25 protein-coding genes are annotated in these 25,683 nt (G+C 27.0%); 4 read left to right on the top strand and 21 right to left on the bottom strand.

The window, feature by feature from the left end; translation table 11 throughout:
• Entirely contained in the window at positions 1-909 is a 909-nt protein-coding gene (locus DR020_RS05985) for an AraC family transcriptional regulator (protein WP_112365503.1), read from the bottom strand.
• A gap of 138 nt (positions 910-1,047) precedes the next feature.
• On the opposite strand from DR020_RS05985, the gene DR020_RS05990 reads away from it, so the two are divergent.
• Positions 1,048-1,956, top strand: a complete 909-nt coding sequence (locus DR020_RS05990; RefSeq protein WP_055258973.1) for a DMT family transporter — start codon at positions 1,048-1,050, stop codon at positions 1,954-1,956.
• Between the two features lie 105 nt (positions 1,957-2,061).
• Here DR020_RS05990 and mgsA read toward each other — a convergent pair whose 3' ends face one another.
• Positions 2,062-2,439: a methylglyoxal synthase gene (gene mgsA / locus DR020_RS05995; RefSeq protein ID WP_055258976.1), complete on the bottom strand. Its 378-nt coding sequence runs from the start codon at positions 2,437-2,439 to the stop codon at positions 2,062-2,064.
• A gap of 490 nt (positions 2,440-2,929) precedes the next feature.
• Between mgsA and DR020_RS06000 the strand changes: the two genes are divergently transcribed.
• Entirely contained in the window at positions 2,930-4,117 is a 1,188-nt protein-coding gene (locus DR020_RS06000) for a glycoside hydrolase family 16 protein (RefSeq protein WP_207655888.1), read from the top strand.
• Between the two features lie 39 nt (positions 4,118-4,156).
• Here DR020_RS06000 and fliB read toward each other — a convergent pair whose 3' ends face one another.
• The 3 genes from fliB to DR020_RS06015 form a co-directional block, all read right to left on the bottom strand.
• Positions 4,157-5,389 carry a flagellin lysine-N-methylase gene (fliB, locus tag DR020_RS06005; RefSeq protein ID WP_112365505.1) on the bottom strand — a complete coding sequence of 411 codons (1,233 nt, stop codon included), beginning with the start codon at positions 5,387-5,389 and terminating at the stop codon, positions 4,157-4,159.
• A 172-nt stretch (positions 5,390-5,561) separates the two neighbouring features.
• Positions 5,562-7,535 carry a YhgE/Pip domain-containing protein gene (locus tag DR020_RS06010; protein ID WP_112365506.1) on the bottom strand — a complete coding sequence of 658 codons (1,974 nt, stop codon included), beginning with the start codon at positions 7,533-7,535 and terminating at the stop codon, positions 5,562-5,564.
• Positions 7,536-7,553: 18 nt separating this feature from the next.
• Positions 7,554-9,644: an efflux RND transporter permease subunit gene (locus DR020_RS06015; protein ID WP_112365507.1), complete on the bottom strand. Its 2,091-nt coding sequence runs from the start codon at positions 9,642-9,644 to the stop codon at positions 7,554-7,556.
• 171 nt (positions 9,645-9,815) lie between these two features.
• Here DR020_RS06015 and DR020_RS06020 point away from each other — a divergent pair, with 171 nt between their 5' ends.
• Positions 9,816-10,385 (top strand): TetR/AcrR family transcriptional regulator, encoded by a 570-nt coding sequence (locus DR020_RS06020; RefSeq protein WP_058993498.1) that lies wholly within the window; start codon positions 9,816-9,818, stop codon positions 10,383-10,385.
• A gap of 80 nt (positions 10,386-10,465) precedes the next feature.
• Here DR020_RS06020 and DR020_RS06025 read toward each other — a convergent pair whose 3' ends face one another.
• A complete protein-coding gene (locus DR020_RS06025; protein WP_112365508.1) occupies positions 10,466-11,284 on the bottom strand; it encodes an N-acyl homoserine lactonase family protein in 819 nt (272 codons plus the stop codon).
• Positions 11,285-11,475: 191 nt separating this feature from the next.
• Positions 11,476-12,054, bottom strand: coding sequence for a TetR/AcrR family transcriptional regulator (locus tag DR020_RS06030; RefSeq protein WP_055258987.1), 579 nt, complete (start codon positions 12,052-12,054; stop codon positions 11,476-11,478).
• A gap of 251 nt (positions 12,055-12,305) precedes the next feature.
• Between DR020_RS06030 and DR020_RS06035 the strand changes: the two genes are divergently transcribed.
• The gene (locus DR020_RS06035; protein ID WP_112365509.1) at positions 12,306-12,836 is read left to right on the top strand and encodes an SH3 domain-containing protein; all 531 of its coding nucleotides are present in this window, start codon (positions 12,306-12,308) and stop codon (positions 12,834-12,836) included.
• A 131-nt stretch (positions 12,837-12,967) separates the two neighbouring features.
• On the opposite strand, the gene DR020_RS06040 is transcribed toward DR020_RS06035, so the two are convergent.
• The 14 genes from DR020_RS06040 to DR020_RS06105 all read right to left on the bottom strand — a co-directional run bounded on the left by DR020_RS06040 (position 12,968) and on the right by DR020_RS06105 (position 25,560).
• Positions 12,968-13,345 (bottom strand): MerR family transcriptional regulator, encoded by a 378-nt coding sequence (locus DR020_RS06040; protein ID WP_055258992.1) that lies wholly within the window; start codon positions 13,343-13,345, stop codon positions 12,968-12,970.
• A gap of 20 nt (positions 13,346-13,365) precedes the next feature.
• Complete coding sequence (locus DR020_RS06045; protein WP_112365510.1) at positions 13,366-14,487, bottom strand: aldo/keto reductase; 1,122 nt, start codon at positions 14,485-14,487, stop codon at positions 13,366-13,368.
• Between the two features lie 53 nt (positions 14,488-14,540).
• On the bottom strand, positions 14,541-15,077 hold the full coding sequence (locus tag DR020_RS06050; RefSeq protein ID WP_112365511.1) for a flavodoxin family protein: 537 nt from the start codon (positions 15,075-15,077) through the stop codon (positions 14,541-14,543).
• Positions 15,078-15,197: 120 nt separating this feature from the next.
• Positions 15,198-15,833, bottom strand: a complete 636-nt coding sequence (locus tag DR020_RS06055; RefSeq protein WP_112365512.1) for a flavodoxin family protein — start codon at positions 15,831-15,833, stop codon at positions 15,198-15,200.
• A 167-nt stretch (positions 15,834-16,000) separates the two neighbouring features.
• On the bottom strand, positions 16,001-17,206 hold the full coding sequence (locus DR020_RS06060; RefSeq protein ID WP_112365513.1) for an FprA family A-type flavoprotein: 1,206 nt from the start codon (positions 17,204-17,206) through the stop codon (positions 16,001-16,003).
• Positions 17,207-17,418: 212 nt separating this feature from the next.
• Positions 17,419-17,838 (bottom strand): flavodoxin, encoded by a 420-nt coding sequence (locus DR020_RS06065; protein WP_112365514.1) that lies wholly within the window; start codon positions 17,836-17,838, stop codon positions 17,419-17,421.
• A 200-nt stretch (positions 17,839-18,038) separates the two neighbouring features.
• Positions 18,039-18,752: a Crp/Fnr family transcriptional regulator gene (locus DR020_RS06070; RefSeq protein ID WP_112365515.1), complete on the bottom strand. Its 714-nt coding sequence runs from the start codon at positions 18,750-18,752 to the stop codon at positions 18,039-18,041.
• A gap of 173 nt (positions 18,753-18,925) precedes the next feature.
• Positions 18,926-19,657: an FAD-binding oxidoreductase gene (locus tag DR020_RS06075; RefSeq protein ID WP_055259003.1), complete on the bottom strand. Its 732-nt coding sequence runs from the start codon at positions 19,655-19,657 to the stop codon at positions 18,926-18,928.
• A gap of 172 nt (positions 19,658-19,829) precedes the next feature.
• Complete coding sequence (ttdB, locus tag DR020_RS06080) at positions 19,830-20,444, bottom strand: L(+)-tartrate dehydratase subunit beta (protein ID WP_055259005.1); 615 nt, start codon at positions 20,442-20,444, stop codon at positions 19,830-19,832.
• The gene (ttdA, locus tag DR020_RS06085; protein WP_112365517.1) at positions 20,441-21,340 is read right to left on the bottom strand and encodes a L(+)-tartrate dehydratase subunit alpha; all 900 of its coding nucleotides are present in this window, start codon (positions 21,338-21,340) and stop codon (positions 20,441-20,443) included. Before ttdA ends, ttdB begins: the two co-directional genes overlap by 4 nt.
• Before the next feature lie 348 nt (positions 21,341-21,688).
• Entirely contained in the window at positions 21,689-22,789 is a 1,101-nt protein-coding gene (locus tag DR020_RS06090; protein WP_160110452.1) for a helix-turn-helix domain-containing protein, read from the bottom strand.
• Positions 22,790-23,027: 238 nt separating this feature from the next.
• Positions 23,028-23,330 (bottom strand): hypothetical protein, encoded by a 303-nt coding sequence (locus DR020_RS06095; RefSeq protein ID WP_055259009.1) that lies wholly within the window; start codon positions 23,328-23,330, stop codon positions 23,028-23,030.
• Between the two features lie 102 nt (positions 23,331-23,432).
• Positions 23,433-24,368, bottom strand: coding sequence for a type I phosphomannose isomerase catalytic subunit (locus DR020_RS06100; RefSeq protein WP_055259010.1), 936 nt, complete (start codon positions 24,366-24,368; stop codon positions 23,433-23,435).
• 151 nt (positions 24,369-24,519) lie between these two features.
• Positions 24,520-25,560, bottom strand: coding sequence for an aldo/keto reductase (locus DR020_RS06105; RefSeq protein ID WP_055259011.1), 1,041 nt, complete (start codon positions 25,558-25,560; stop codon positions 24,520-24,522).
• Positions 25,561-25,683 lie beyond the last annotated feature (123 nt).

The raw sequence follows: 25,683 nt of genomic DNA on the forward strand, positions 1-25,683 counted from the left end.
TTAATCACTCCTTTGTCTTGTTAAAGATTTTCTATACTCCGATGGTGTACTTCCTATATATTTTTTAAATACCTTTCCAAAATAGCTTGAACCATTAAATCCATTACTAATAGCTATATTAGATATGCTTTCATCATTTTTAGCAAGTTCTTCGCTTGCTTTTAAAATCCTATATTCCATTAAATATTCAAATGGAGTCATGTTTAAAATTCTTTTAAAACTTCTACAACATTCACTTTTACTAATATATATTTCATCAGCTATATTTTCTAAACTAATATTTTCGGCATAATGTTTGTGTATATATTCCATTGCCTTTCTTACTCTTTTTTCATCATAAGAATTCATAACTTCATTATATTTAATATTATCCTTTAATTCTCTTACTAAAACTAACCAAATAAAATTTAAATAATTTCTCATTTCTAATTCATATCCATATGGCTTTGTGTTAGATAAGTTAAATATTTCTTTTAAATTAGATAATAAATTATGTTGCCATTTTATTTGATTCTTTAATAAAATAAATTTTAAGTTATTACTCTGTACTAATGGCTCTACATATTTTCTTTCGATAACAGATTTAGGTGTCCCACCTATTAATACTTTATCAAAAACTATTGAAAACATCATACAATTGTTACTACAAGGTGTAATTTTATGTAATACATTAGAATTCACAAAAATCCCTTCACCAGCTTCTAAAACTATTTCTTTTCCTTCAATAAAAAAACGTATTTTATCAGAAATACAATAAGAAAATTGTACTTCCTTATGCCAATGCCATCTTATATGACCATCTTCAAATAAATTAAAGTTATCTGTATATACTGCTATTGGTAAATCATAAGAACCATGTTTTGTTGTTTCTCTCATATTACTATCCACATTTATTTTTAACACTTGCATTTAATCATCTCGCTAATATAGTTTTATTTTTTATCAATATATTAATTGTTGCTCATTGAAAATAATAATAAAATTATTACAGATTTAATTCAACATATCAATATATTTATAATTATAAAAGCAGATAGGAGAAAAATTATGAATAATAAGACACGATTAAAAGGAATGTTTCTTGTTATAATAGGTGCTACACTTTGGGGAATTTCTGGGACTGTCGCACAATATCTTTTTCAAAAAAAGGGATTTACTGCCGAATGGCTTGTTGTTGCACGTATGCTTGCTTCTGGTATTATTTTAACGCTATACTCCTTCATAAAAGGTAATAAAAATATTATTAAAATATGGACAAATAAAAAAGATGTATTTAGCCTTATAATTTTTAGTATATTAGGTATGCTGGGCGTTCAATATACCTATTTTGCTTCTATTAATTATGGAAATGCAGCAACAGCTACAATACTTCAATATTTATCGCCTGTAATAATTACTTGTTATTTAGCTATAAAATCTAAAAAATTTCCTCATTTTCAACAATTATTAGCTATAATTCTTGCAATGATAGGCACATTTTTCATAATAACAAAAGGAGATATGAATAATTTGTCTATTTCTAAATTAGCACTTTTTTGGGGAATTGCATCAGCTTTTGCTTCTGCACTTTATACACTTCAACCTATTTCTCTTTTAAAGAAATATGATTCAACCACCGTAGTTGGTTTAGGTATGCTTTTAGGAGGAATTTCTTTTAGCTTTATTCATAATCCATTGAATTTCTCTGGTGAAATATCATTAGATTCTATAATTGCAATTGCATTTGTAATTATATTTGGTACATTAATAGCATTTTATTGTTACTTAGAAAGTCTTAAATATATCCAACCAACAGAAGCTAGTATACTTGGATCTTTAGAACCTTTATCCGCTGCATTTTTATCTATCATCTGGCTAAATGTTTCCTTTGCTCCACTACAATGGATAGGTACTATATGCATTATATCTACTGTTATAATTCTATCGTATTCAAAAAAAGAGAAAGTTTTAACATAATTTAAAATAAATATCCACAAATAAATAGTGGATATTTATTCTTTATTTAACTCATAATAAAAACTAAACAAGCCCCTCTATACAATCAATATAAACTATATTTATCTATTTTTCCTCTTGAAATTCTATCCCCTTCATAAGCATTACTGCTGTTGCCTCATTAGTAGCCAATGGTATTTTATACACATCACAAAGCCTTAAAAGTGCACTTATATCAGGTTCATGCGGTTGTGCTGTAAGAGGGTCCCTAAAGAATATAATCATGTCAATTTGATGTACTGGTATTAAAGCGCCTATTTGCTGATCTCCACCTAATGGGCCACTTTTATACCTAAAAATATCTAAACCTGTAGCTTCTATAATTCTTGTTCCAGTTGTTCCTGTTGCAACTAACTCCATATTTGATAAAACGTTTTTATATTTCTTTGAAAATTCCACTAATTCATCTTTTTTCTTATCATGAGCGATTAAAGCTATCTTCATAAAATACACCCTCCTTATTTAAAAATATTTATTAAATTTTATTATCTTACAACTATTTTAAAATACAAACATATAAATTAGCAATATATAACTTTTTAATATTATAATTAATTTTTATAATATCCTTACTTTTATTATATTTTTACATAAAATGTCCTATAAACCAATAAAAAATCTTTATTTCTAAAAATTACTTGCTATTTAGCGTGATTTATTGTGATATTGAACATTCTATATTTATCTAAATAATGATAAAATATGTATAGTACGTTATTTTATTAATAAATATAAATACAAGGGATGAATATACATGCTTAAATTAAAACATTATTTAAAGAAACTAAAAACATTTAAATTTACAAATTTTTTTAATTACTTAAAAGTTATAAAGCAGCGTTACTTAAACAAAATTAAAATATCTGAAAATTCATATCTGCTTAAATATCTGAGAATTTTAAGAAAGCACTGGGAAAAGGTATGTATATGTATTTTGATTTTAGTTCTTATTATAGCTGTTTATTTTAGTCTAAGTTATAATTTTACCCTAAACAAATATAATAGTTACATAAAAAATACACAAGCATCACAAAATATTTCTGTTACTACTCTTGGAAATGGTTCTATGGTGCCTATTTACTCAGATTTAAAAAAGCAAGACTATACATCTTTTATATATGGTTTTAATTTAAATGATAAAACTAATACTTATAAAAATGGTGAATATATAACAATTAATATGAATTTATCTTCTAATAATGATCTTGACGGTAAAATTATAAACATATATTCATATAACACAAGTACTAAAACATTTGAATGTCTTGGTGAAGCAAAAGTCTACAATAATACTTTAACATTTAAGGTAAACTCATTAGGCGAGCACTTTATAGCTCTTGGAAACGCCCCTACTTATGACGTAAACTGTGGTAGATTAGTTTATGACGAAGAATTTAACTCACCATCCTCTGTTTCTAATCAATGGAATTATGATATCGGCAACAATGATGGTTGGGGAAATAAAGAGGAAGAATATTATACAGATAACATTCAAAATAGCAATATAGTAAATGGTACACTAAATATAACTGCTTTAAAACAAAACCTTAATGGATATAACTATACATCAGCTAGGCTAGTTAGTAAAAATAGCTATCTTTATGGAAAGATTGAAGTTTGCGCTAAACTTCCTAAAGGAAAAGGTACATGGCCTGCTATATGGATGTTGCCTGAAAATAATACTTATGGTAACTGGCCAGATAGTGGTGAAATAGATATTATGGAAGCTACACAAAAAACACCTAATTATGTTCATGGCTCATTACAAATGAATGCATACAACTTTAAGACAGGTGATCAAAAAACAGCTAGCATAAAAGTTAGTGATTTATATTCTAAATATCATGTTTATGGAGTTTTATGGACACCAAATAAAATAGAATTGTCTATAGATGGGCATGTTTATCTTACTTATGATAGAAATATTTATAATACAGGTTCAGATTCTTGGAAAACATGGCCTTATAACCAACCGTTTAAATTAATACTAAATATTGCAATTGGTGGTACTTATGGCGGAACTATTGATAACAATGCTTTCCCACAAACCATGAGTATAAAATATATCAAAGTTTACAATTTAAACTTAAATGATTATAATTTAAATACTATTACATCTTAAAAAAAGAACTGTATCAATTTTTTGATACAGTTTTTTTATTTAAAAAGTTATTTTAGGCAAAAACATTTTAGCAAATTCTATGTTATTATAATCATTTCTCTTTATATAGTTTAACAAATCAACTAAAAGTGTTTTATGATGTTCTATACTTTTCGAAAAAATTTGTATGAAGTTTATAATATTTTCTTCACTCTCTTTTTCATTATTTAAATATAACCCAACTAAATAAAACTTAATGTATGCATACCTTATTAAAAGCAAAATATATCCATCAAACACCGACTGACTTTCTGAAAACGGAAATATATTATTATATATAAAATTAACCAAATAATTTTCAAATATATAGCTATACTCTTCCATAAATTTATTATTATATGTTTCAAAAGCTCCTATATAAAGTTCTGAGTTGCTTACTATATTTTCTTCATCTAATTTAAAAATCTCCATAACTTCTTTAGTATACTTTTTAAATACATCACTATCTGTTTTTTCAAATACATTGGCTAATTTAAAAACAGTTTTAAAAAAAGCAACTTGAAGTGTATATCTAATTTCATCTTTTTCATAAATATTTTTAACTAAATTTATATCATATTTATTGATAAAATTTGATAAATTACTGTAATTACATTCAAATTCATCTTCTACTTCATTTAAAAACTCACCTAAGATATAAAGTCTTTTATCTAAACTTAAATTTCTATTTTGTATTATTTTGATACTTAAATCTCTAATTTCTGTGAAATATTTTATAAGTGAACCATCAAATTCTTTAGATTTAGTATTTATTTCACTTGAAATTATATGTTTTCCTAAAGTTTCATTACTTTTTGTAAATTCAATTCCCTCTTTCTTAGACAAAAGAATTCTTGCAGCTTCAGGACAAGATATATCAAGCGACATCTCGTAAAATCCATCTATTTTATTTAAAATTCTAGGAAAGCAAGTACATACATTAGAAAGATATTCTTCTCCAAGTCTTGAATAAATAATACAATATTTTTCATCATCTAAAAAAGGACATCTTTTCTCACCCTTTAATTTTACTCTTCCATAATCTATATTATCACTTGTACAATACTCATTATTATAAAGATTTTTTTGAAACATTTTTTTCATTTCTACATCTTTAACTTTATAATATTGTCTAAAAGTCGTTTTATCTATATCTATATCCCAGCCAATACAGCAACTATCTGTACATTTACCGCCAATACATTTAAACTCTTTAAGATATTTAGGGTATTTCTTTTTAACATTTATATCCATATCATACTTCCTTTTGCATTATCATAATAATTTATTGTTAAAATTTAATATAAATACACATATAATATCTTACCACAAATCTACATACTTCTTTTGATTCTATCTTATATAATTTTATATTATAAAAAAGCCCTAATTTTAAGAAATAAAATTAGGGGCTTCATATTCACATTTATTTTTTTGTAAATAGATTTATAAACCTTTGCCAAATACTTAAATTCTCAGTTTTCTCCTCAACACTTTCAACTTTTTCCTTTTCGATAGCAGGTGTTTTTATTACAAATTGCACTGATTCAACATTAGTATTTTTTTCAGAAACAAAAGAAACAACCTCTTCTAAATTCCCAGTTAATTCATTTACCATACTATCAACTTCATCATTAATCTCTCCATCTAAATTAGAAGTTTTATCGTTAAGTTCACCTGTTCCATCTGATAACTTTGTTGTTCCTTCATAAAGGCTTGATGCCCCAGAATTTAAACTATTTGCTCCATCCTTTAATGTTTTTGTTCCATTTTTTAACTCAGTAGAACCATTTACTATTTTTGAATATCCTTCAAGTAAAGCAGATACTCCTTTTGTATAGTCATTAACTCCTGTATCAAAAGTTTTGTACTGAGCTGTTAATTGACTTATTGCATTAGCTAAAGTAGCCATATTTTCACCTAAGCCACTTAATTTTTGTGAAAGATTTACAATTGCTTCATCAAACTGACCATATTTTTCTTGCAATGTATTTGAACCTGTTAATAATTCTTGTGTTCCTGTTGAAACATTATTTAAATAAGTTTCAACTCCACCAATAGCAGCAGAATTTTTTTGAAGCAATCCTATTATTTCTGTTAACTCGCTAATAGCATTTTCAATTGCTAAAACTTTGCTATCACCATCTAATGCACCTTCTGCCATTAAAGCATTTTTAGCATCTGTAAGACTTTGAATTTGACTCTTTATATCATTAACCTCACTTGTATTGCTTCCTTGTAAAGAATCTATATTTAACCCATTTGAACTCATAATTCCCTTATAAGCAGAATACCCTATGTTAGAATTTAATGATAAAGCACCCTTAACTAAATTATCAATTCCCTTTTTTATATCAGATGATGCTGAAACTAATTGTGCTATACTCTCTGATGATACATTAACATTTTCTAAAGCTAGATTTATTTCATTTAAAGCATCTAAAATCTTTTTTGAACCATCAGTTAAATTTGAAGATTTGCTATTTAAAGTTTCAAGCCCTTCTTTAACCTTTAAAATTCCACTATTTAAAGAATCAACTCCTGAGTTTAAACTATCAACACCAGACAAAAGATCACTTGTTCCACCATTTAGTGTAGATGTTCCATCTTTTAAAGTTGTAGCTCCTGAATTTATTTCATCTATGGCATCTGTTAACTCTTTTACCTTATCTGTTAATTCATCAGTATTAACATCAACATCAAGATTAAATCTAACCCCATTTAAACTTATAGAAGGCATTTCAAAATCTTTAACATCAGCCTTTATTGTAATTTCCTTTCCCTTGTTAGGTAATATCATATATGATAGTTGCTTTTGGCTTCCTACATTTGCTATTGTAGCTTCATCAGATTCTATATTCGCACACTTTTCTGTATCTAATAATACAGCTCCCTGTAATGCATAATTTTCAAAAAATACACTGTTGCATTTTTCATTACTACTTATAGATATTTTTATTTCCAAACTCCCAGCACTTCCAGCTAGTTTATCAGCACTAATTCTTTCACCATTTAAATAATAACTAATATCTATATTCCAAGGAATTTCTGCATTTTCTAATACTCCCTCATAATAAAGTTTATCAGACGAATTAGTAGTAACTATTTTCCCATTACTATAATTTAAAACATCATTAGTATTCATATTTCTAACTTCGCTATAATCACCATAATCCACTATATTTTTACTATTAAATATATTAACAGCATAAACCTTATCTACCAAACCATTATTATTCAAGTTAACATATACAACTTCTTCTTTATCTGTATTTTCACGACTTGAATCTTCTAAATTATCTGAAGTAATAATTTCTTGTGCAAATGCACTTATAGGAGTTGCTACACCTCCCATAATCACAGTAGCTAAAACTAATGATATAATCTTATTTTTCTTCATTTAAAATTCCCCCATTAACTATACAACTTTTTTATATTCTCTTACATATTTTTCTTCATTTTTAAAATTACATTTATACATTGTTTTTTGTATAGGCTTATCTAACAAATATAAAAGCCCTGGAATTACAAATAAAACTATTACCGTTGAAAGAACGGTTCCTTTTGATATTAAATCTCCTAACTGACTTATGATTCCATGAGTTGATATCACGCCTAACAATACTCCTGATAAAGCTAATATTGTAGCTGATGTAAGTATTGATAACGATACTGAAGATATTGTTTTTAATAATGCTTCTTTCTTGTTATATAATTTTCTATTTTCAACATATGAATTTGATAAAAGTATTGCATAGTCTACAGTTGCACCTAACTGTATAGAACTTATAATCAAATAAGCTATATAATAAAGACTATTCCCTACAAAATAAGGGATTCCTAAGTTAATCCAAATAGCAGTTTCAATAGCTAAAACTAAAATTACAGGCATTAATAATGATTTAAATGCAATTAATAAAACTATAAAAATAGAACCAACCGCAATTAAGTTAACCCTAATATTATCTGCTGTAACAGTATCCATTAAATCATAGGTACTAACACTTTCACCTGCTAATAAATAAGAATCTCCATAATACTTTTGAGCAATGCTTCTTATATTTTCTATAATTGAAAAAGTCTCATCTCCCTCAAAATCAGCTTTTATATTAATAACCATACGGCTATAATTTTCAGAAATTAACTTGCTTAATGTTTCTTCATCTAAATATTCCATTGGAACTTTAGCTCCTGCTTTATCTACATAAGAAATAATAGAGCTTATCTGTGGTATACTTTTAAGTTCATTGCTAAGTTTGGTTTCTGTGGCAAAATCACCCTTTGGTACCATAAGAACTGCCATATTTGATTTTCCAAATGTATCTTCAATTAATGCAGTATCTCTACCTAACTGAGTACTTTCATTAAATATTTTAGAAGAACCATAATAAAAACTATTGTTTTTTTGTGCTAAATAAGCTGGTGCTATTATAAAAATAAAAACTAAAGATACTGGAATCATAACCTTAGAAATCAATTTCGAAAACTTATCAAATTTAGGTAAAAATGCTCTATGTTTTATTTTATCTATAATCTTATAACAATATAAAGTTAAAACAGGTAATAAAACTAAAACAGTTATTAAACTTAAAGCTATTGCTTTTGCCATAACAATTCCCATATCAGGACCTATTTTAAATCTCATTAATATAAGAGCTGCAAAGCCTATAACTGTTGTTATACCACTTGAAAAAATAGAGCCAACAGAGTTTACAGAAGCTTGTACCATTGCTTCTTCTGCATCTAAACCTTCTTTTCTAAAATCAGCAAACCTATGTAGTAAAAATATCGCATAATCCATTGATACAGCTAATTGAAGAACATTTCCTGCAGCATTAGTTACAAAAGATATCTCGCCAAACAAAAAATTACTTCCTTTATTTAGCACAATAGCTATACCTATTGTTATCATAAATAGTATTGGTTCAAACCAAGATGTTGTTGTTATTGCTAAAATAATTAAACAAATAGGAATTATAAACAATATAATTTGGCTAACTTCCTTAGTAGTTGCATCAGCTGCAACCACAGTATTAATTATTGAACCAGCCATTGCATTATCGTCTCCAATTAATTCTCTAATTGAATTAACAGCTTCTTCTCTTTTTTCCTCATCAACAGTTAAAGTAAATAAAGCTGCATTATCCTTATAGTACCCTTCTATAATTTCATTATCTAAAGTTTCTAATGGCTCTTTAATATTTGCAACGTCATCAAGCCATGTAACATCACTTACTCCATCTATTTTAAGCAATTTTTCTTTAATTTCTAAAGCCTTTGGAATCGTAAGATTAGACACCATAACCCGTGCATTTGCTACATCTCCCCCAAACTCTTCCTCCATAACGTTAATGGAAACTGTGGATTTTGTATCTTCAGGAAGATAGTCATTCATATCATAATTTACAGAAACAAAATTCCCTGAAATAAAACATATTATTACCGCTATAAGAAAAGTAACTATAATTGTTTTCTTATGACCAACTATCTTTCTAAATATGTTTTCCATATTATTTCACCCCTATTTAAATATTCATGTTTAAAAGTATATTTCCTAATAAATGGGTTTTCAATAACCAATGATTTTAAAATAGTGGCATAATACTCATTCTTGATATAATATGAGTATTATGAGTAAATTTTTTTATAAAATTATTTAAAATTGAAAGGAAGTATATTTATGGATAGGCGTGCAAGAAGAACACAAAGTAAATTAAAAGAAGCACTTATAACACTCATGAAAAATAAAGATATTAATCAAATCACAGTAAAAGAACTTGCTGAATTAGCTGATATAAATAGAAAAACTTTCTATCTCCATTATAGAGATATATTTGACATGCTAGATAATGTAAAGCAAGATTTATTAGAGGAGTTTACACAAGTTATATCTTTACATAATGATATAAAAAATGACGTAGATCAGCCTCTTTTGCTTATGAAAGATACTTTTGAATTTGTAGACAAAAATTCTGAAATATTATCAATTTTAATAGGAACAGAACTAAATTCTGATTTTATTTTTATAAATAAAATGAAAGATTTAATGAAGGAACATTGCGTTAATGTTTGGAATAAATTATATCCTAATGTTAATAAAAATAACTATGATTATCTTTATTCTGCTGCCTTTTATGGTTATATTGGACTTGCTCAAACTTGGATTAATTCAGACAAAAAAGATTCACCAGATTATATGGCAAAAATCACCAGTCAAGTAATTTTAAAATTATTCGACTCAATAGAATAATTTTTTAGATTCAAATTAATTTAGATAATGCTTAAGAAATTAAATATCTTCTTTTACATTTATCTAAATTAATTTATACTCTACAAAATAATAGTATGAGGTTTAACATTTCTATCATGATTTGCAATTATTTCTACACAATTAGATTTTTCAGACATTTCCCTTTCCCATTCCAAGGATTTTATTAATTGCTTTTTATTTATTGATACGCCTGGAAGTATCATTTTTTCCCAAGATTTTTTTGCATAACCACAATCACTTGTTAATAGCACAAATTTACCACTATTTTGAATAAGAGTTGCAATCAATCCTTTTGTATGTCCTGGTACGCTTACAAAAACCACAGATTCATCTCCAAATAAATCAAAAGATAAATTATTAGGGCCATATTTAGACTTTACCATCTCAAAAGTTTGAAAATTAATTCCCTCCCACATATGGTGTATATATCTAAGCTTATCTTTTCTAGCATCTTCTAATTCTTCTTTGCTTACAAGGATATTTTTAGCTTCTTTAACTAACTTTAATCCACTAACATGGTCACTATGAAGATGCGTTAAAACAACATACTCAATATCTTTAGGTTTTATCCCCATTAATAAAAGTTGTTCATCAATAGCTTTATTTTTAGGTAAAAAACCTTTATTTATCATATAATGAAACTTGCCTAAATATTGCTGTTGATTATTTCTTATATCTGTGTGCCAACCTGTATCAATTAATATTTTTCCCTTAGGATGTTCTATTAAATATGCTGAAACAGGGAGTTTTATTTGATTTTTGTTTGATCTAAAAAGCCCAGTATAAGCAACTGGATTTAGAGTTTCCTCATGAAAAGGAAGTGCTTTATCAACTTGAACTTCACCACAATGTAAAATATGAATTTTAATCTTATCCATAATCTTATCTTTGTTCTAAAAAATACATAATATAAGTTTTAGAAACTCCTTCCTCTAAATTTATTTAATCATGCTATTTTATTTAAATAAGCATGAAAACCTCTTGGTTTTACATTAAACTTATAAAAAAATAATATCACTAGAAATTCTCCGTTAACACTACACATTTTCAAAAAATGTACTAAATTAAACTACTTATTTTGTATAGCTGTTAAAAACATACAAATAATTTCATTTGAACTTTCTCTCTTTACCTTATCTTTATTTGAAATCCAATATGTATAGCCACTAATTGCAGCAGACGCTATCATCTCTATAGCAAGTTCAATATTTATATTACAATTTTCCTTTGAACATTTATCATAAAAATGATATTTGATTCCCTTCTTCCATTTATTTATAAATCTAATATTAGGCTGCTTTACAAGAAACAAATAAAATAAATTAAAATTTTTATCAATATAATTTATAGTCTTTTCAAAAAACTCCATTGATTTTAAATCTTTTATATCTGCATTTAAAATATCATCATTTATAAGAATTAATTTATTTATAACTTCATCTTCAATTTCCTCAATGACTTCCACAATATTTTTATAATAATGATAAAAAGTTGTCCTTGCTACATACGCTTTTTGACAAATATCCTTTACTGTTATCCTTTGAAAATTCTTAATTTTATATAACTCTAAAAAAGCTTCTTTTATTTTTATCTTTGTCATATTCAAGACATTTTGTTTAACAACGGTTTGTGTTTTATATGGATTCATATTAAATTAACCTTTCTTCTATTCTTCTCAAAATTCATTTATCCTACACTAAAATGTTATTTTTGTTTTAAAATATATATAATCTTGTCAAAATATCTCCCCAACAAAATATACTCTAAATATTATTATAATCTATACATAAAATATTTTTTCTTCTTTGTTTATATAGTAATTTTTTGGAAAGTATTATTGGTATAGGAATATATTTTAATATAATTATTTTTTACTACTATATATTAAGGAGGATTTAAATGGTAAAAAAGAAAAGAAAAATATTATTTTTGCTATTTTCAATTGTGGCATGTTTAATGTTACAAGGAATGTCCTATTCAAATCAAAATCTTAAAACTGTTGAAAATAAAACATTACTATCATCAACTTCATCTAATTGTGATACAGGTCTAGTTACAGCTTCTGTTTTAAATGTTAGAAGTGATTCATCATCTACTTCAAGTATAGTTGGATATTTAGCTAGAGGAACTAAGGTAGATGTGGTTTACAGAGAAAGTAATGGATGGTATATGATAAAATTTGGAGATAAATATGCTTATGTTAGTGGAAATTATATATCTATAATAAATTCAAATTCTCTTCCTGTAATTAAAACTGGAAAAGTTACAGCCTCTAAACTTAACGTTAGAAATAGTTCATCTACTTCAAGCGAAATAATTGGAACCTTAAAAAGAGGAGATGTAGCTGAAATAGTATCAAAAGAAAATGGTTGGTATAAAATCAAATACTATAATTCCTACGGCTATGTAAGTGCATCATACATTAAATAATAACCTCTTCATAAAAATAATCTAAATTTTACTTATAAACAACAAAACAGCACCTAAATTAGGCGGTGCTGTTTTGATTGTTTCTCCACTCTACGCTTTTAAAATAATATAGACATTTTTTATTTATATAACTAATACTGTTTTAACTCGCTTTCCTTCTTCACAAGACTTTCGTATCTATCTATTTTATAATCTAATCTGTCTATTGTTGTTTTTATTTCTTTCATTTTTTTTACTAATTCTTTACGTTGCTCTATTAATATATCTCTCCTAGCTTCAACAGTTTCATCACCTTGTTGAAGTAAAGTAACATATTCAATTAATACTTCAATAGGAAGCCCTGCTCTTCTCATACATTTAATAAATTCAACGTTTCTACAATCTTGCTCTGTGTAATTTCTAATTCCATTTTTATTACGATTTACTTTAGGAATTAATCCAACACGTTCATAATAACGAAGTGTATCTGCGGTAAGTCCATATTTTTTACTTACTTCTGCAATTGTCATATTGTTTATCTCCTTATAATTTATCCCTCAAAGGTACTAGCAACTTTCTTTAAGTATTTCGTGATTTCAATATGTTGTGGACAAATTTTTTCACACTTTTTACATTCTATGCAGTCTGATGCTTTCCCATTAATTTTTGTATAATTATTATAATACATTTTTTGCAATACCGAACCATTTCCTCCAACTTGCTTATCTGCATTATATATAGCAAAATACTTAGGAATTGCTATGTTTTTAGGACACCCTTCTACACAATATTCACATGCAGTACATGGAATAGCAATTGATTCATTGATAATTCCAACAACTTTTTCAATAATATCATATTCTTCCTTTACTAATGGTTTAAAGTTTTCCATATAACCTGTGTTATCTAATAGTTGTTCCATGTTAGACATTCCACTTAAAACCATCATTACACCTTCATGACTTGCAACATAACGAATAGCCCATGATGGAATTGACATATTAGAATCATATTCCTTAAATAATTTTTCTGCCCTCTCTGGTATCTTTGCAAGAGTACCTCCTTTGACAGGTTCCATAACTACTATTGCCTTATTGTGCTTTCTAGCTACTTCATAACATTTCCTTGATTGTATACTCTCACTATTCCAATCTAAATAATTAATTTGTAACTGAACAAAATCAACTTCTGGATGAGCTGTTAATATTTCATCTAAAAGTTTAGCATCATCATGATAAGAAAAACCAATCTTCTTAACTTTTCCCTCATTCTTTTTCTCTTGAATAAAAGCAAAACTATTAAATTTTTGAGCTATTTTATAATTTTCTGCACCTAAAGCATGTAATAAATAGTAATCAAAATAATCTACCCCACACTTTTCTAACTGTTCACTAAATATTCTTTCTTGATCTTCTTGCTTCTTTAAAAACATTGTTGGAAGTTTACTAGCTAATGTAAAAGTATCTCTTTTATGGCGATTTACTAATACTTCTTTCGCAATATTTTCACTTTTACCCAAGTGATACATATATGCTGTATCAAAATAAGTAAATCCCTTATCTATAAAAGTATCCACCATTTTTTTTACTTGTTCTATATCAACACTTGCTGAATCATTTTTATCTAATAGTGGTAAACGCATAAGTCCAAACCCTAGTTTTTTTGCTTCCATAAATAGCTCCTCCAAATCACCCTATTATTTTTTAGCTCTATAATCTATTTTATTTATAAACTTTTACCCATTTCATAAGCTTCTTTCATAGCATTAGTATTTTTAATTTCTCCTACTTTCCAAGCTCCAATTCCATAAATAATATCTTTTTCTACCGCTCCATCTAAACAATCTATGAAACCTCTAAAACCTTCTATTGTTCTTTCTAATGCTTCTTTTCTGTTATCTGCTGCTGTCGCAATAAAATAAAATTCTTTATTTTTAATTTCTGTATATCTTGCAACAGTTCTATCAATTAATGTTTTAATTTGTCCGTTCATTGTATAAAAGTAAACTGGAGTTGCCATAACAATAACATCAGCCTTCACCATTTTATCTAAAATCTCAGCCATATCATCTTTTTGAATACAAATACCATTATTTTTAGTGCAATATTCACATGCAACACAATAATTTATTTTTTTATCTTTTAAAAAAATTTTTTCAACTTCATTTCCTGATTCTTTAGCCCCTAAAATAAATTCATCACACAAAATATCTGAATTTCCACCTTTTCTTGGACTTGAAGATAACACTAATACTTTTTTCATTTTTACCATCTCTCTTTTTAATTATTTTATTATACTCTTTATATATTTTAACATTTAGAGTTAACTCTAACGCAATACTTTTTTACATTATTTTGATTTTATTTAATAAAAAACCTTTTATTATCTTATGAAATTAGTAAATACTGTTGGTTCTACCTCTGGTAATTTAACCCCTGCTTTTATTCCTGCCTCTTTACACTTCAAGAAAAATGCCATATTTCTTCCTAAGGTTCTCATTGTTTGCATACCTTCTAAATCTTGTTTTACTTCTTCTGGTTTTGCCCCATGAACCATATTCCAATATTGTGATGTGATAATTGGTATTTGTAATATTCCAAAATACTTATTTATTTGGTCAAATGTTGCAGTTGTACCAGCTCTTCTTGCAGATATTACTGTTGCAGCTGGTTTTAAATAAAATGATTTTCTTCCTCCACAACTATCTGCATAAAATACTCTATCTAAAAATGATGTAATAGCTCCACTAGCTGCTGCCCAATGTACAGGGGTTCCAAATATAAAACCATCATAATCTTTAGCAATCTCAATAAATTCATTTACTTTATCATTATTAAATACACATTTTTTTAATTTCACACATGCCTTACAAGCAATACATCCTGATATTGGCTTATTGCCTATCCAAAATATATCTGTTTCAATTCCTTCTTTGTTTAATGATTTTTCTACCTCTGTTAATGCAGTATATGTGCATCCCTCTTTATGAGGACTTCCATTTACTAGTAATACTTTCATGTTTCAAACCCTCTTTCAAAATATTATTAATTTTTAACTATATATATATCCTACTCCTTAGAGTTAACTCTAAGTCAATAACAAAAAAACATAACTAAATATTAGTTATGTTTTTTTAGGCTTGTCCATATTTTGTTTTATTATTTATATAAAAGGGAGAAAATGTTCTATAATATTGAAATTATATAATCTGCTGCCCTTGTTACATCTTGTTCTGATTCTTCATTTAATGAAAATCTAACTCTTACTGGGAAATTAACATCTATCATTCCTGTTGATTTTATTATTGAAGATGTATTTAAAACATTACCATTAGTTTCATTTAAATAGTCTTGAATTATTTCAATAGGCTCTCCACTCCATCCAAATGAACCAAATGCACCTAAAACTTTACCTTCTAAGTTCATATCCTTTAATTTTTTTAATACATTTTCAATAGAACCTATTAAATCACCATATTTTGTTGATGTTCCAAATAAAACCGCATCTGATGCTTTAATAGAATCCAATATTTCATTTTCATCAGTTTTATCCGCGTTAAATATAGCAACTTCAACTTCTTCAGCCTCAAATAGTTCTTTAAATTTTTCAGCAATTTTCTTTGTTGAATTTCTCATTGTTGTATAAACTATTGTAGCCTTTTTTCCTTTTTGAGTTTGTTTACTCTTTTCATCATATATAGAAATATATTTATCAATATCTTCATCTAAAATATAACCATGAGATGGCGCTATCATATCTATATCTAATTCTTTTATCATAGACATCATAGGTCTTACATATTTTCTATGTGGTGACATTATAAGGTCATAATATACTGTAAATGCTTCTGTTATGTCTTTTTCTGCTTTGCTCACAAAATATTCTTTCGCTGTTAAATGTGTACTAAATATATCGCATGGGAATAATGTTTTATCTTCTATGCAATAAGTAATCATTGTTTCTTCTGTATGAAGAAATGGTGTAATTCTAAATAATAACGTTTTTCCACCAATATCAAGAGTATCTCTATCCTTTACAACTAAAAAATTTCTATCTTGTAATTTATATAATTCTTTTAAATGATAAACAGCTTTTTCACTGCAAACTATTGTTGCATTAGAAGCTTGCTTAGCTAATGAACCTAAAGCCCCTGAATGGTCTGGTTCTGTATGATTTATAACTATATATTGTATTTCTTTTAAATCAATAAGCTTTTTTAAATTTTCTAAATATTGTTTTGAATATATAAAATCTACCGCATCTATTATTGTTGGCTTTTCTGTTTTTAATAAATAACTATTATATGTAGTTCCATCTTCTAATATTAATCTATGAAATGGCACTTTTCTATCATCTATAACTCCTACAGAATAAATATTTTCTCCGTTCATCACTATTTCCTCCTAAACTAATTGATATCTTCTAAGTTAATCTATAAGTAAATTATATGTAATATTTCTTATAATTTATGTGATTTAACTCAAAACTTGTAAAATGATTTATAATTTTATATAAAAATAGTAGGTAAGCATTAGCAAACCTACTTAATCTATCTAAACTATCTATCACCTAGAATTAAAATATAATTATATTAAACTATATCTTATTGTTGTGCTATTAATTTTCCAAATTCAACGCACTTAGCTTCATCTTCACCTTCTGGTGATTCCATAACTGATAAACTTTCGCCTACTATTTCTCCACCATATGATTTAATTCTTTCTTCTAAATTAGTTAAGTATTCTCCTTCGCCCCATCCCCATGAGCCAAATAAAGCTACTTTTTTACCTTGTATTTTTCCTTCTAAAGATTGTACAAAAGGTTCAACTTGAGTTTCTTCTAATTCTTCTGTTCCAGAAGCTGGGCTACCTAATATAATTACTTTTTCATCATTTAAATTATCAATTGAAATATTATCTAATTCAACTAATTCTGCTTTTTTCCCACCTTCTTCAATTCCTTTAGCTATTAATTCAGCCATCTTTTGTGTATTTCCTGTTTGACTCCAATAAATTACTTTCATTTTTTTCTCTCCTTATCTATCTTTTATTTTTAGCAAACACCATGGATAGGTGTCTATTTATATCATTTTCAACGAATTTATTATTATAAATTAATATTTTATGTATTAAGTTTGTCCTTGATTTGTTTGGACTTAACTTATGAGTTAATTATATATCCTATCTCTATTAAAAAATATGATTCAAATTACAAAACAAAATTTTATATATAATCTCTTAATCTTTCCTCATCTAAAATTATTATTTGTTTCACCCTAGGTATCTTTATCAACCCTTCATCTTCAAATTTTTTAAGCTTTCTACTCATAGTTTCTCTAGTTACACCAATACAATTTGCCATATCTTCTCTAGACATTGATACAGTAAATTCATTTTTTCCTCTATTTCCACCCTCATATCTTTCCAATAAATCTATTAATAAATATGCAACTCTTGAATCAGCATCATTGGTAGCTAAATTTTGTGCTAAATTCTCAGCATTTGTTAATCTCTCTCCAGCACTTTCTAAAAACTTTATTCCTATTTTAGGATTTCTTTCTATTATTTTTTTCATAGAATCGTTATTAATAACACATATTTTACAATCCTTTATTGTCTGAGCATTAAAATGATAAATGCTACAACTCAATAAATTTAATTCACCAAAAAACTCACCTTCAGATAATATATGTAATATTTGTTCCTTACCCTCTTTTGTATATTTGTATAATTTAACTTTTCCCTCATTAACAAAAAACATATTATTTGCTTGATTTCCTTCTCTAAATAACGTTTCCCCTTTGCTATACACCCTGTGATCAATTTGACCTATCACTTCAGCTAATTCATCTTCCACCAAATTTTCAAACATAGGAATTTTACTCGCACAATATTTTCCTCTACATCCATCACAACAATTCATATGATTTTTATCCATAACGCACACTCCTTGTAGCCACTTATATTCTTAAACTTCTAGTGTTAATAGTTTCTTATAAAAGAAAAAAGTAATTAGATTATATTCTAATTACTTTTTCAACTAAATTATACTATTTTATTTATTGCCATTAAGTAACATATGTTACCAATATCTATTTATTATACTAAAAACTATTTAAAAAATTCAAAATGTATATTTTCTTCTTTTACCCCCATTTCTAAAAGGATATTTTTTATAGCTTCCATAAATCCAGCTGGCCCACAGAAATAGAATTCACTATCCTTGTCCAAATTTTCTTCCATCCATTGTTTATTTATTCTTCCTTTTATATAGTCAATATCTGTACGTGTTCCTTCTTCTATATCACTATAAAATACTATACTCTTCATATTGCTGTTTTCATCAGCTAATTGTTCTACTTCTTCTTTAAAACTATGAGTTTTTGGATTTTGTGTACTATATATAAATTGAACATTCTTAGATGTATTAGCTGCCTCATAAGCCATAGCTAACATAGGAGTAATTCCTATACCACCTGATAATAATACGATTTTCTTATCGTTATCCTTTAATGTAAATTTGCCTAATGGAGATGTTATTTCAACAGTATCACCTATATGAACTTCATCTGCCAATACCTTACTAACATATCCATTTTCTTCTCTCTTTACACTTATTCTATAAAAATCTGCTCTATAATTTATGGATAAAGTATATTGTCTAGGTGGAGTATATTTGCCATCTGCTCTTTTAATTCTTATGGCTATATGTTGACCTGCTGTATATTCTGGTAATATCTCATCATTCATTCCTTTTAAATAATAAGAAAATATCCCCTTACCTTCTTCTTCTTTTTCAACTAACTTAACTTCTTTAAATCCTTTCCATCTTAAATCGCTCATAATTTGCCTCCTGCTAAGTGTTTATACGTTCTAACTAATTACTATTATAACTAAAGATAATAATAATTATGTGATTCAAATTAAAAACGATAATTATTATTTTTATTTTTTTATATTACTTTAATAATCTATAAATATATATTATTAAAATATTACGTACTACTTTTTCTAATTATTTAATAAACTTAACCTTAGAATAAAGCCCCTTTAAAGCATTATCCTTTCTTTCATTAAATAAAACTTTATTTTGTTCAAACAAATTATTTCCTTCTGCATCAATAGAAACAATTAATGGCCCGAATTCCTTCACACGACACACCCATAAAGTTTCAGGCATACCTAAGTCTTGCCAATATTCATTTTCTATTTCTTCTACAGTTGTAGCTGCTAAAACGGCACATCCTGCTGGGAAAACACAATGTATAGCTTTATTTTCACGACATCCTGCTTCTGTATTAGGTCCCATACCACCTTTACCTACAATAAGTTTAACACCTGTTTTCTCAATAAATTCCTTCTCGAATTTTTCCATACGCATACTTGTAGTAGGTCCCACAGAAATCATTTCATATTTATTATCTTTACCATCTATTTTTTTAACAATAGGTCCTGCATGAAAAATAGCTCCTCCTTGAAGATTAACAGGCAACTCTCTTCCATACTCAATTAATCTACGATGTGCTACATCACGACAAGTTACTATATGACCATTAAGATAAATAACATCTCCTGCTTTAATATCTTTTAAATCTTCATCTGAAATTGGAGTATTTAAAATTTTCTTCATAATTTTGCCCCCCTGTGTGTAATTACTTCATAACTTAAATCTTTATTAAAAACTATTGTTCCTCTACGATGTGACCAACATCCTACATTAACAGCTACCGAAATTACTGATGGATGGCGTGCTGAATTTTCAATATTTACACCCATAACTGATTTACTTCCGCGTAATCCTTGAGGTCCAAGTTTAAGCGAATCAATAGCAGTTACTAATTCATCTTCTAATTTTGCAATTATTTTATTACTATTGTGACTTCCTACTTGACGCATAAGTGCACGTTTTGACATATAAGCCGCTGCATCAATTGTGGAGCCAACCCCTATACCTACCAATAATGGAGGACAAGCATTAAGCCCATAAGAAGTCATAATATCTAATACAAATTTAACTATCCCTTCATATCCTTCACTTGGCATTAATGTTTTTCCTTGCCCTGGAAGTGAACAACCACCTCCTGCCATATAAATATCTAATTCTAATTTATCACTATTAGGCATGATATCCCAATATACCCACGGTGATTTACTTCCTACATTTGTTCCTGTATTAACCTCATCAAAAGTTTCTACTGTATTATGTCTCAATGGTGCCTTTTTAGTTGCAATACTAACAGCATCTTTTAAAACCTTACTTAAATCATCAATATATGGAAACTTTGAACCTACACGGACAAACATTTGGATTAATCCAGTATCTTGGCAAGAAGGTCTATTTAATTCCTCTGCCTTTTCTTGATTTTTTACCATAGCTTCATAAATCATTTTAGCCATTGGCTCAGTTTCTTCTTCACTTAATGCCTTAAGCTTAACCATAACATCATCTGGAAGACGCTTACCTATTATACATGTAAAGTTTGCAATTAAATTAGTTAACTCATCTAATGCTTCTTTTCTTTCCATAACCATAATCCTCCTTACAAATAAACGATATTTTATATAAATCTTATGTAAAATTTAACTTTCCTCTAAAATTAATTTAACAAATTAAATAAAACCTAACTATCCATTATTTAATACACAAAGAAAAGTTTTCCCTTTGAATATTTCTAATCCCTAAAAATAAACATAAAAATAATATAAAAAAACCCTTGTCTTTTACTTTTAAAATACTGCAAAAAACAAGGGTTTTTAAAATATATAATTTATTTTTTTGTTTATAGAATATGTAATTTAAATCTAAATATTTTTTAATAGAAAATATTTAGATTTAGCTTTTTTTTATTTTAATTTTAAAACTCTAATCTTCTTTTATAAATCTTTAAGACCTTTTTCTAAACAATTTGTTGTTTGTGACAACTCCTCACTTAACCTTTTAAATTTAGCTGTTAATTCTTCTATATTTTTAAAAGTCTTATTAAATTTATCATTTCTCTCTATTAAATCACTTTTTTTATCACTTTCTAAAGAATCCTTATTTATACTAGCTATATAGCTTTTAAGTTTATTATTAATTTCTGTATTATCAATAGAAATAAATTGTTTCTTAAAGTTAATATCATTTTTTATATTTTCACTTTTTAATTGATTTTTATATTCTGTAAGCGCTTTGCCAAAGTTATCTCTAAAAGCTAAATTAAAAGCCTTTATATCAGGAAACCCATTTTCTAATGCAATTTCTAATATTTTATCATTTGATTGGCTTAACTGCCTTGTTGCTTCTCTAAGCCTTATTCTTGTTAAATAATCATAAAAATTAATACCTAAATTCATTTTAAAGAATTGAGATACATAGTTACTATTATAACCACTTTCTTTAGCCAAGTTTTCTAGTGTTATTTTCTTTTTATAATTTTTATCTATATACTTAATCATCTTATTAATAGCATTTAAATTTTTTTCATTTTTTATAAAAGACTTACTTTTAATTTTTGTAGGCGGAAAATAGAACACAATAGTACGCAATAAAGAATAAAAAGCACTGTCAAAAAATAATTTATTCTCTGACTTTTCCTTATTAAAATATAAGATCATTTCTGAAAGATAAGACCTTATTAAAGCAAATGACTTTTGATTTTTAGTTTCTTTTGTCGAATATAGATTAAAAGATAATAATTCTACATTTTCATAATAATCCTTTAAAAATACAGGGTCTATATGAATAGCCATAGCAATGCTATCTGGCTCTTGCGCTAACGTTGCATGCCCCATATTTGAATTAATCAATATCATATCATCTTCCTCTAAAATTCTACTCTCACCATCTGCACAAACTTCTATCTTACCATTCATAACAAGTAGTAATTCCAAATCATTATGCCAATTATAGTGATATGAACCAATTGTATAAATATATTGCTTTAAACTTATCCCTTTATTAGCTTTGTTATACGAATAATAAAATTCATTCAAAATTTCCACCTCTAAATACATGTTTTATATATCTATATTGTAGAATTTTCAAAATACAATGGTCAAGGTTTATCACAGTAATTTACTATAATTCAAAATACAATTATCCAACATTTTCTCCTCTAATTTAAAAGTTAGCTACAAAGAATCGTCTTTAAGTATCTCACAATATTTTTAAAAACTATTTATATCAAATTATGATTAAAAATAAACCTACCAAAATTAACATGTATTTAAATTATTTATAATATCCATATTCACAAAGTAAATCAAAACAACTATTTACCTCATCATCTGTAAAAAGTTCTGCATACTTTGGTTTAGTTATAATGGCTTCCATAGTAAGGTCAATGCGTCCTGCGTTTTGTAGTTTATCAAAACTATCAGAAATATTATTTTTCCTTATAATTTCTTTTGCTGTTTTTACTCCACCAAATTTTGATATTGTATTTAAAAATCTTGTTGCATTATATCCATACTCTTTTTGTGCTATTTCACAAGCTTTAACAAGTTCTTCCTCAAATCTTTTTTCCAACATCATAAATTTCTCCATTCTCTTATTTTTTTGTTTTATTATACTATAAGTTAAATTTCACATCAAAAATAGAGTATTACCTTAAAGGTAATACTCTATTTCTAATATCTATACATAACTTTTTAATACTGTTAATGTACCCTCTATAATGTACTCTCCTAAACTTGCGGGTATGAATATACTATCACCTTTTTTAATATAAACATCTTCTTTACCCTTGCACTTAATATATCCCTCTCCGTCAACACAAGTAAAAATAAAGAATTTATTTATATCACTACTCTCCGTAACACTTTTATTAATGATGTATTTTTCTATCGTAAAGTATTCGCTAGTACATAAAACTCCTTTTTCATATCCCTCAAATTTATCTAACCTATTTTTACTCTCATTTATAGCATTTAAATTAAAATCAATAACATCTAATGATTTTTCAATATGAAGTTCTCTAGGTCTACCATAATCGTAAATTCTATATGTTATATCACTACTTTGTTGTATCTCAGCAATAATTGCCCCTTCACATATAGCATGAACTAACCCACTTTTTATTAAAAAACAATCACCCTTTTTAATATCTATCTTATTTAAATAACTTTCTGTATTATTTTCCCTTATCGCCTTCTCAAAAATGCTTCTATCACAATTTTTAGTTCCAACTATTAAAGAAGCATTTGGTTTAGCATCAATAACATACCAAGCTTCTGTTTTTCCTAATGAATTTTCAACTCTCTTAGCATACTCATCATTTGGATGCACTTGAACTGATAACCTGTCTTTAGAGTTTATTAATTTTACTAACAAAGGAAATTCTTTATTTGCTAAAGTTTTTCCTACGAATTTTTCACCATATTCACTAATTAATTCTTTAAAGGTTTTGCCTTTAAACTCTCCATTAGCAACTATGCTCATTCCATTATCATGACAAGCTATATCCCAACTTTCACCAATATCTCCTTCAGGAAGATTTTCTCTAAAACTTTCTAAATCTCTTCCTCCCCAAATTTTTTTATAATATAAATTTTCAAATTTTATTGGATACATACCCCCACCCTCTCCATATGAAATCTTTTTCTACTTTATCTACTGATATTTTATCACCATTTTAATATAACTGAAAAGTCTTTATTCCATCTAAAGATTACAGGGGTAATCCCTTTCTTTTCTACATCTGTTGAAGTAATCACCATAATTTTTATTTATCTAGTGAAATAATTTTATCTAACATTAATTTTTTTGAAATATCATCATATTGTTTCTCCGCCATAAGTCCCACTAATTTATGTGGTATATATGGCTCCTCTAAATACTTTATCTCTTCCTCTGTTAATCTTACAGAAACTGCTTTTACTGCTTCCTCTATATGTGAAAACTTAGTTGCTCCAACTACTGGAGATGCAACTTTTGATAATAACCATCCTAAAGCTATTTGAATCCTTGTCATATTTCTTTTTTCTGCAATTTCTGCAACACGCTCTATAATTATTCTATCTTGATCTGCTGTTAAGTCATATTTCCCTTTAGCATAAAAATCCTCTTCTAATCTCTTAGTCGACTCTGAAACATCCCTAACTAATCTTCCAGACGCAAGAGCACTATATGGTGTCATTGCAATATTACCATCTAAACAACATCCCATCATTTCACGTTCTTCTTCTCTAAATATTAAATTATAATGATTTTGAACTGATATAAACTTACTCCATCCATTTTTTTCAGCAATAGCATTTGCCTTTTCTAATTGCCATGCAAAGCAGTTAGAAATTCCTATATAGCGAACTTTTCCTAATTCCACTTGTTCATTTAAAGCTTCCATTATTTCTTCAATTGGTGTTTCATAATCCCACATATGACAGATATATAAATCAATATAATCAGTCCCAAGATTAGCTAAACTTTGATTTAACATATTTTGAATATGTTCCCTTGCACTAATATTGTCTTCAATTTCCTTTTTAGTTCTAGCTGGAAATTTTGTAGCAATTATAACATCTTCACGATTAGCTAATCTTTTTAAAGCACGTCCAAGATACTGTTCACTCGTTCCACCTTGATATCCAATTGCTGTATCAAAAAAATTAATTCCATTTTCAAGAGCCTTTTTTATAATTTCTGTAGATTTTTCTTCATCTAAAGTCCATGAATGCATTCCATTAGTTGCATCACCAAATCCCATACATCCAAGACAAATCCTTGATACCACTAAATCTGAATTACCCAATTTTATATATTCCATAATTTCTCCTATTCATATATTAAACTTATTTTTTTATTCTTTACATTTAAATTGTAAACCCTTAACTTAACTCTAAGTCAATATATATTTTAACTTTTATTCAAAATATAAGAAAAAATTATA

The organism is Sarcina ventriculi (genome assembly GCF_900456775.1).
GTDB lineage: Bacteria > Bacillota > Clostridia > Clostridiales > Clostridiaceae > Sarcina > Sarcina ventriculi.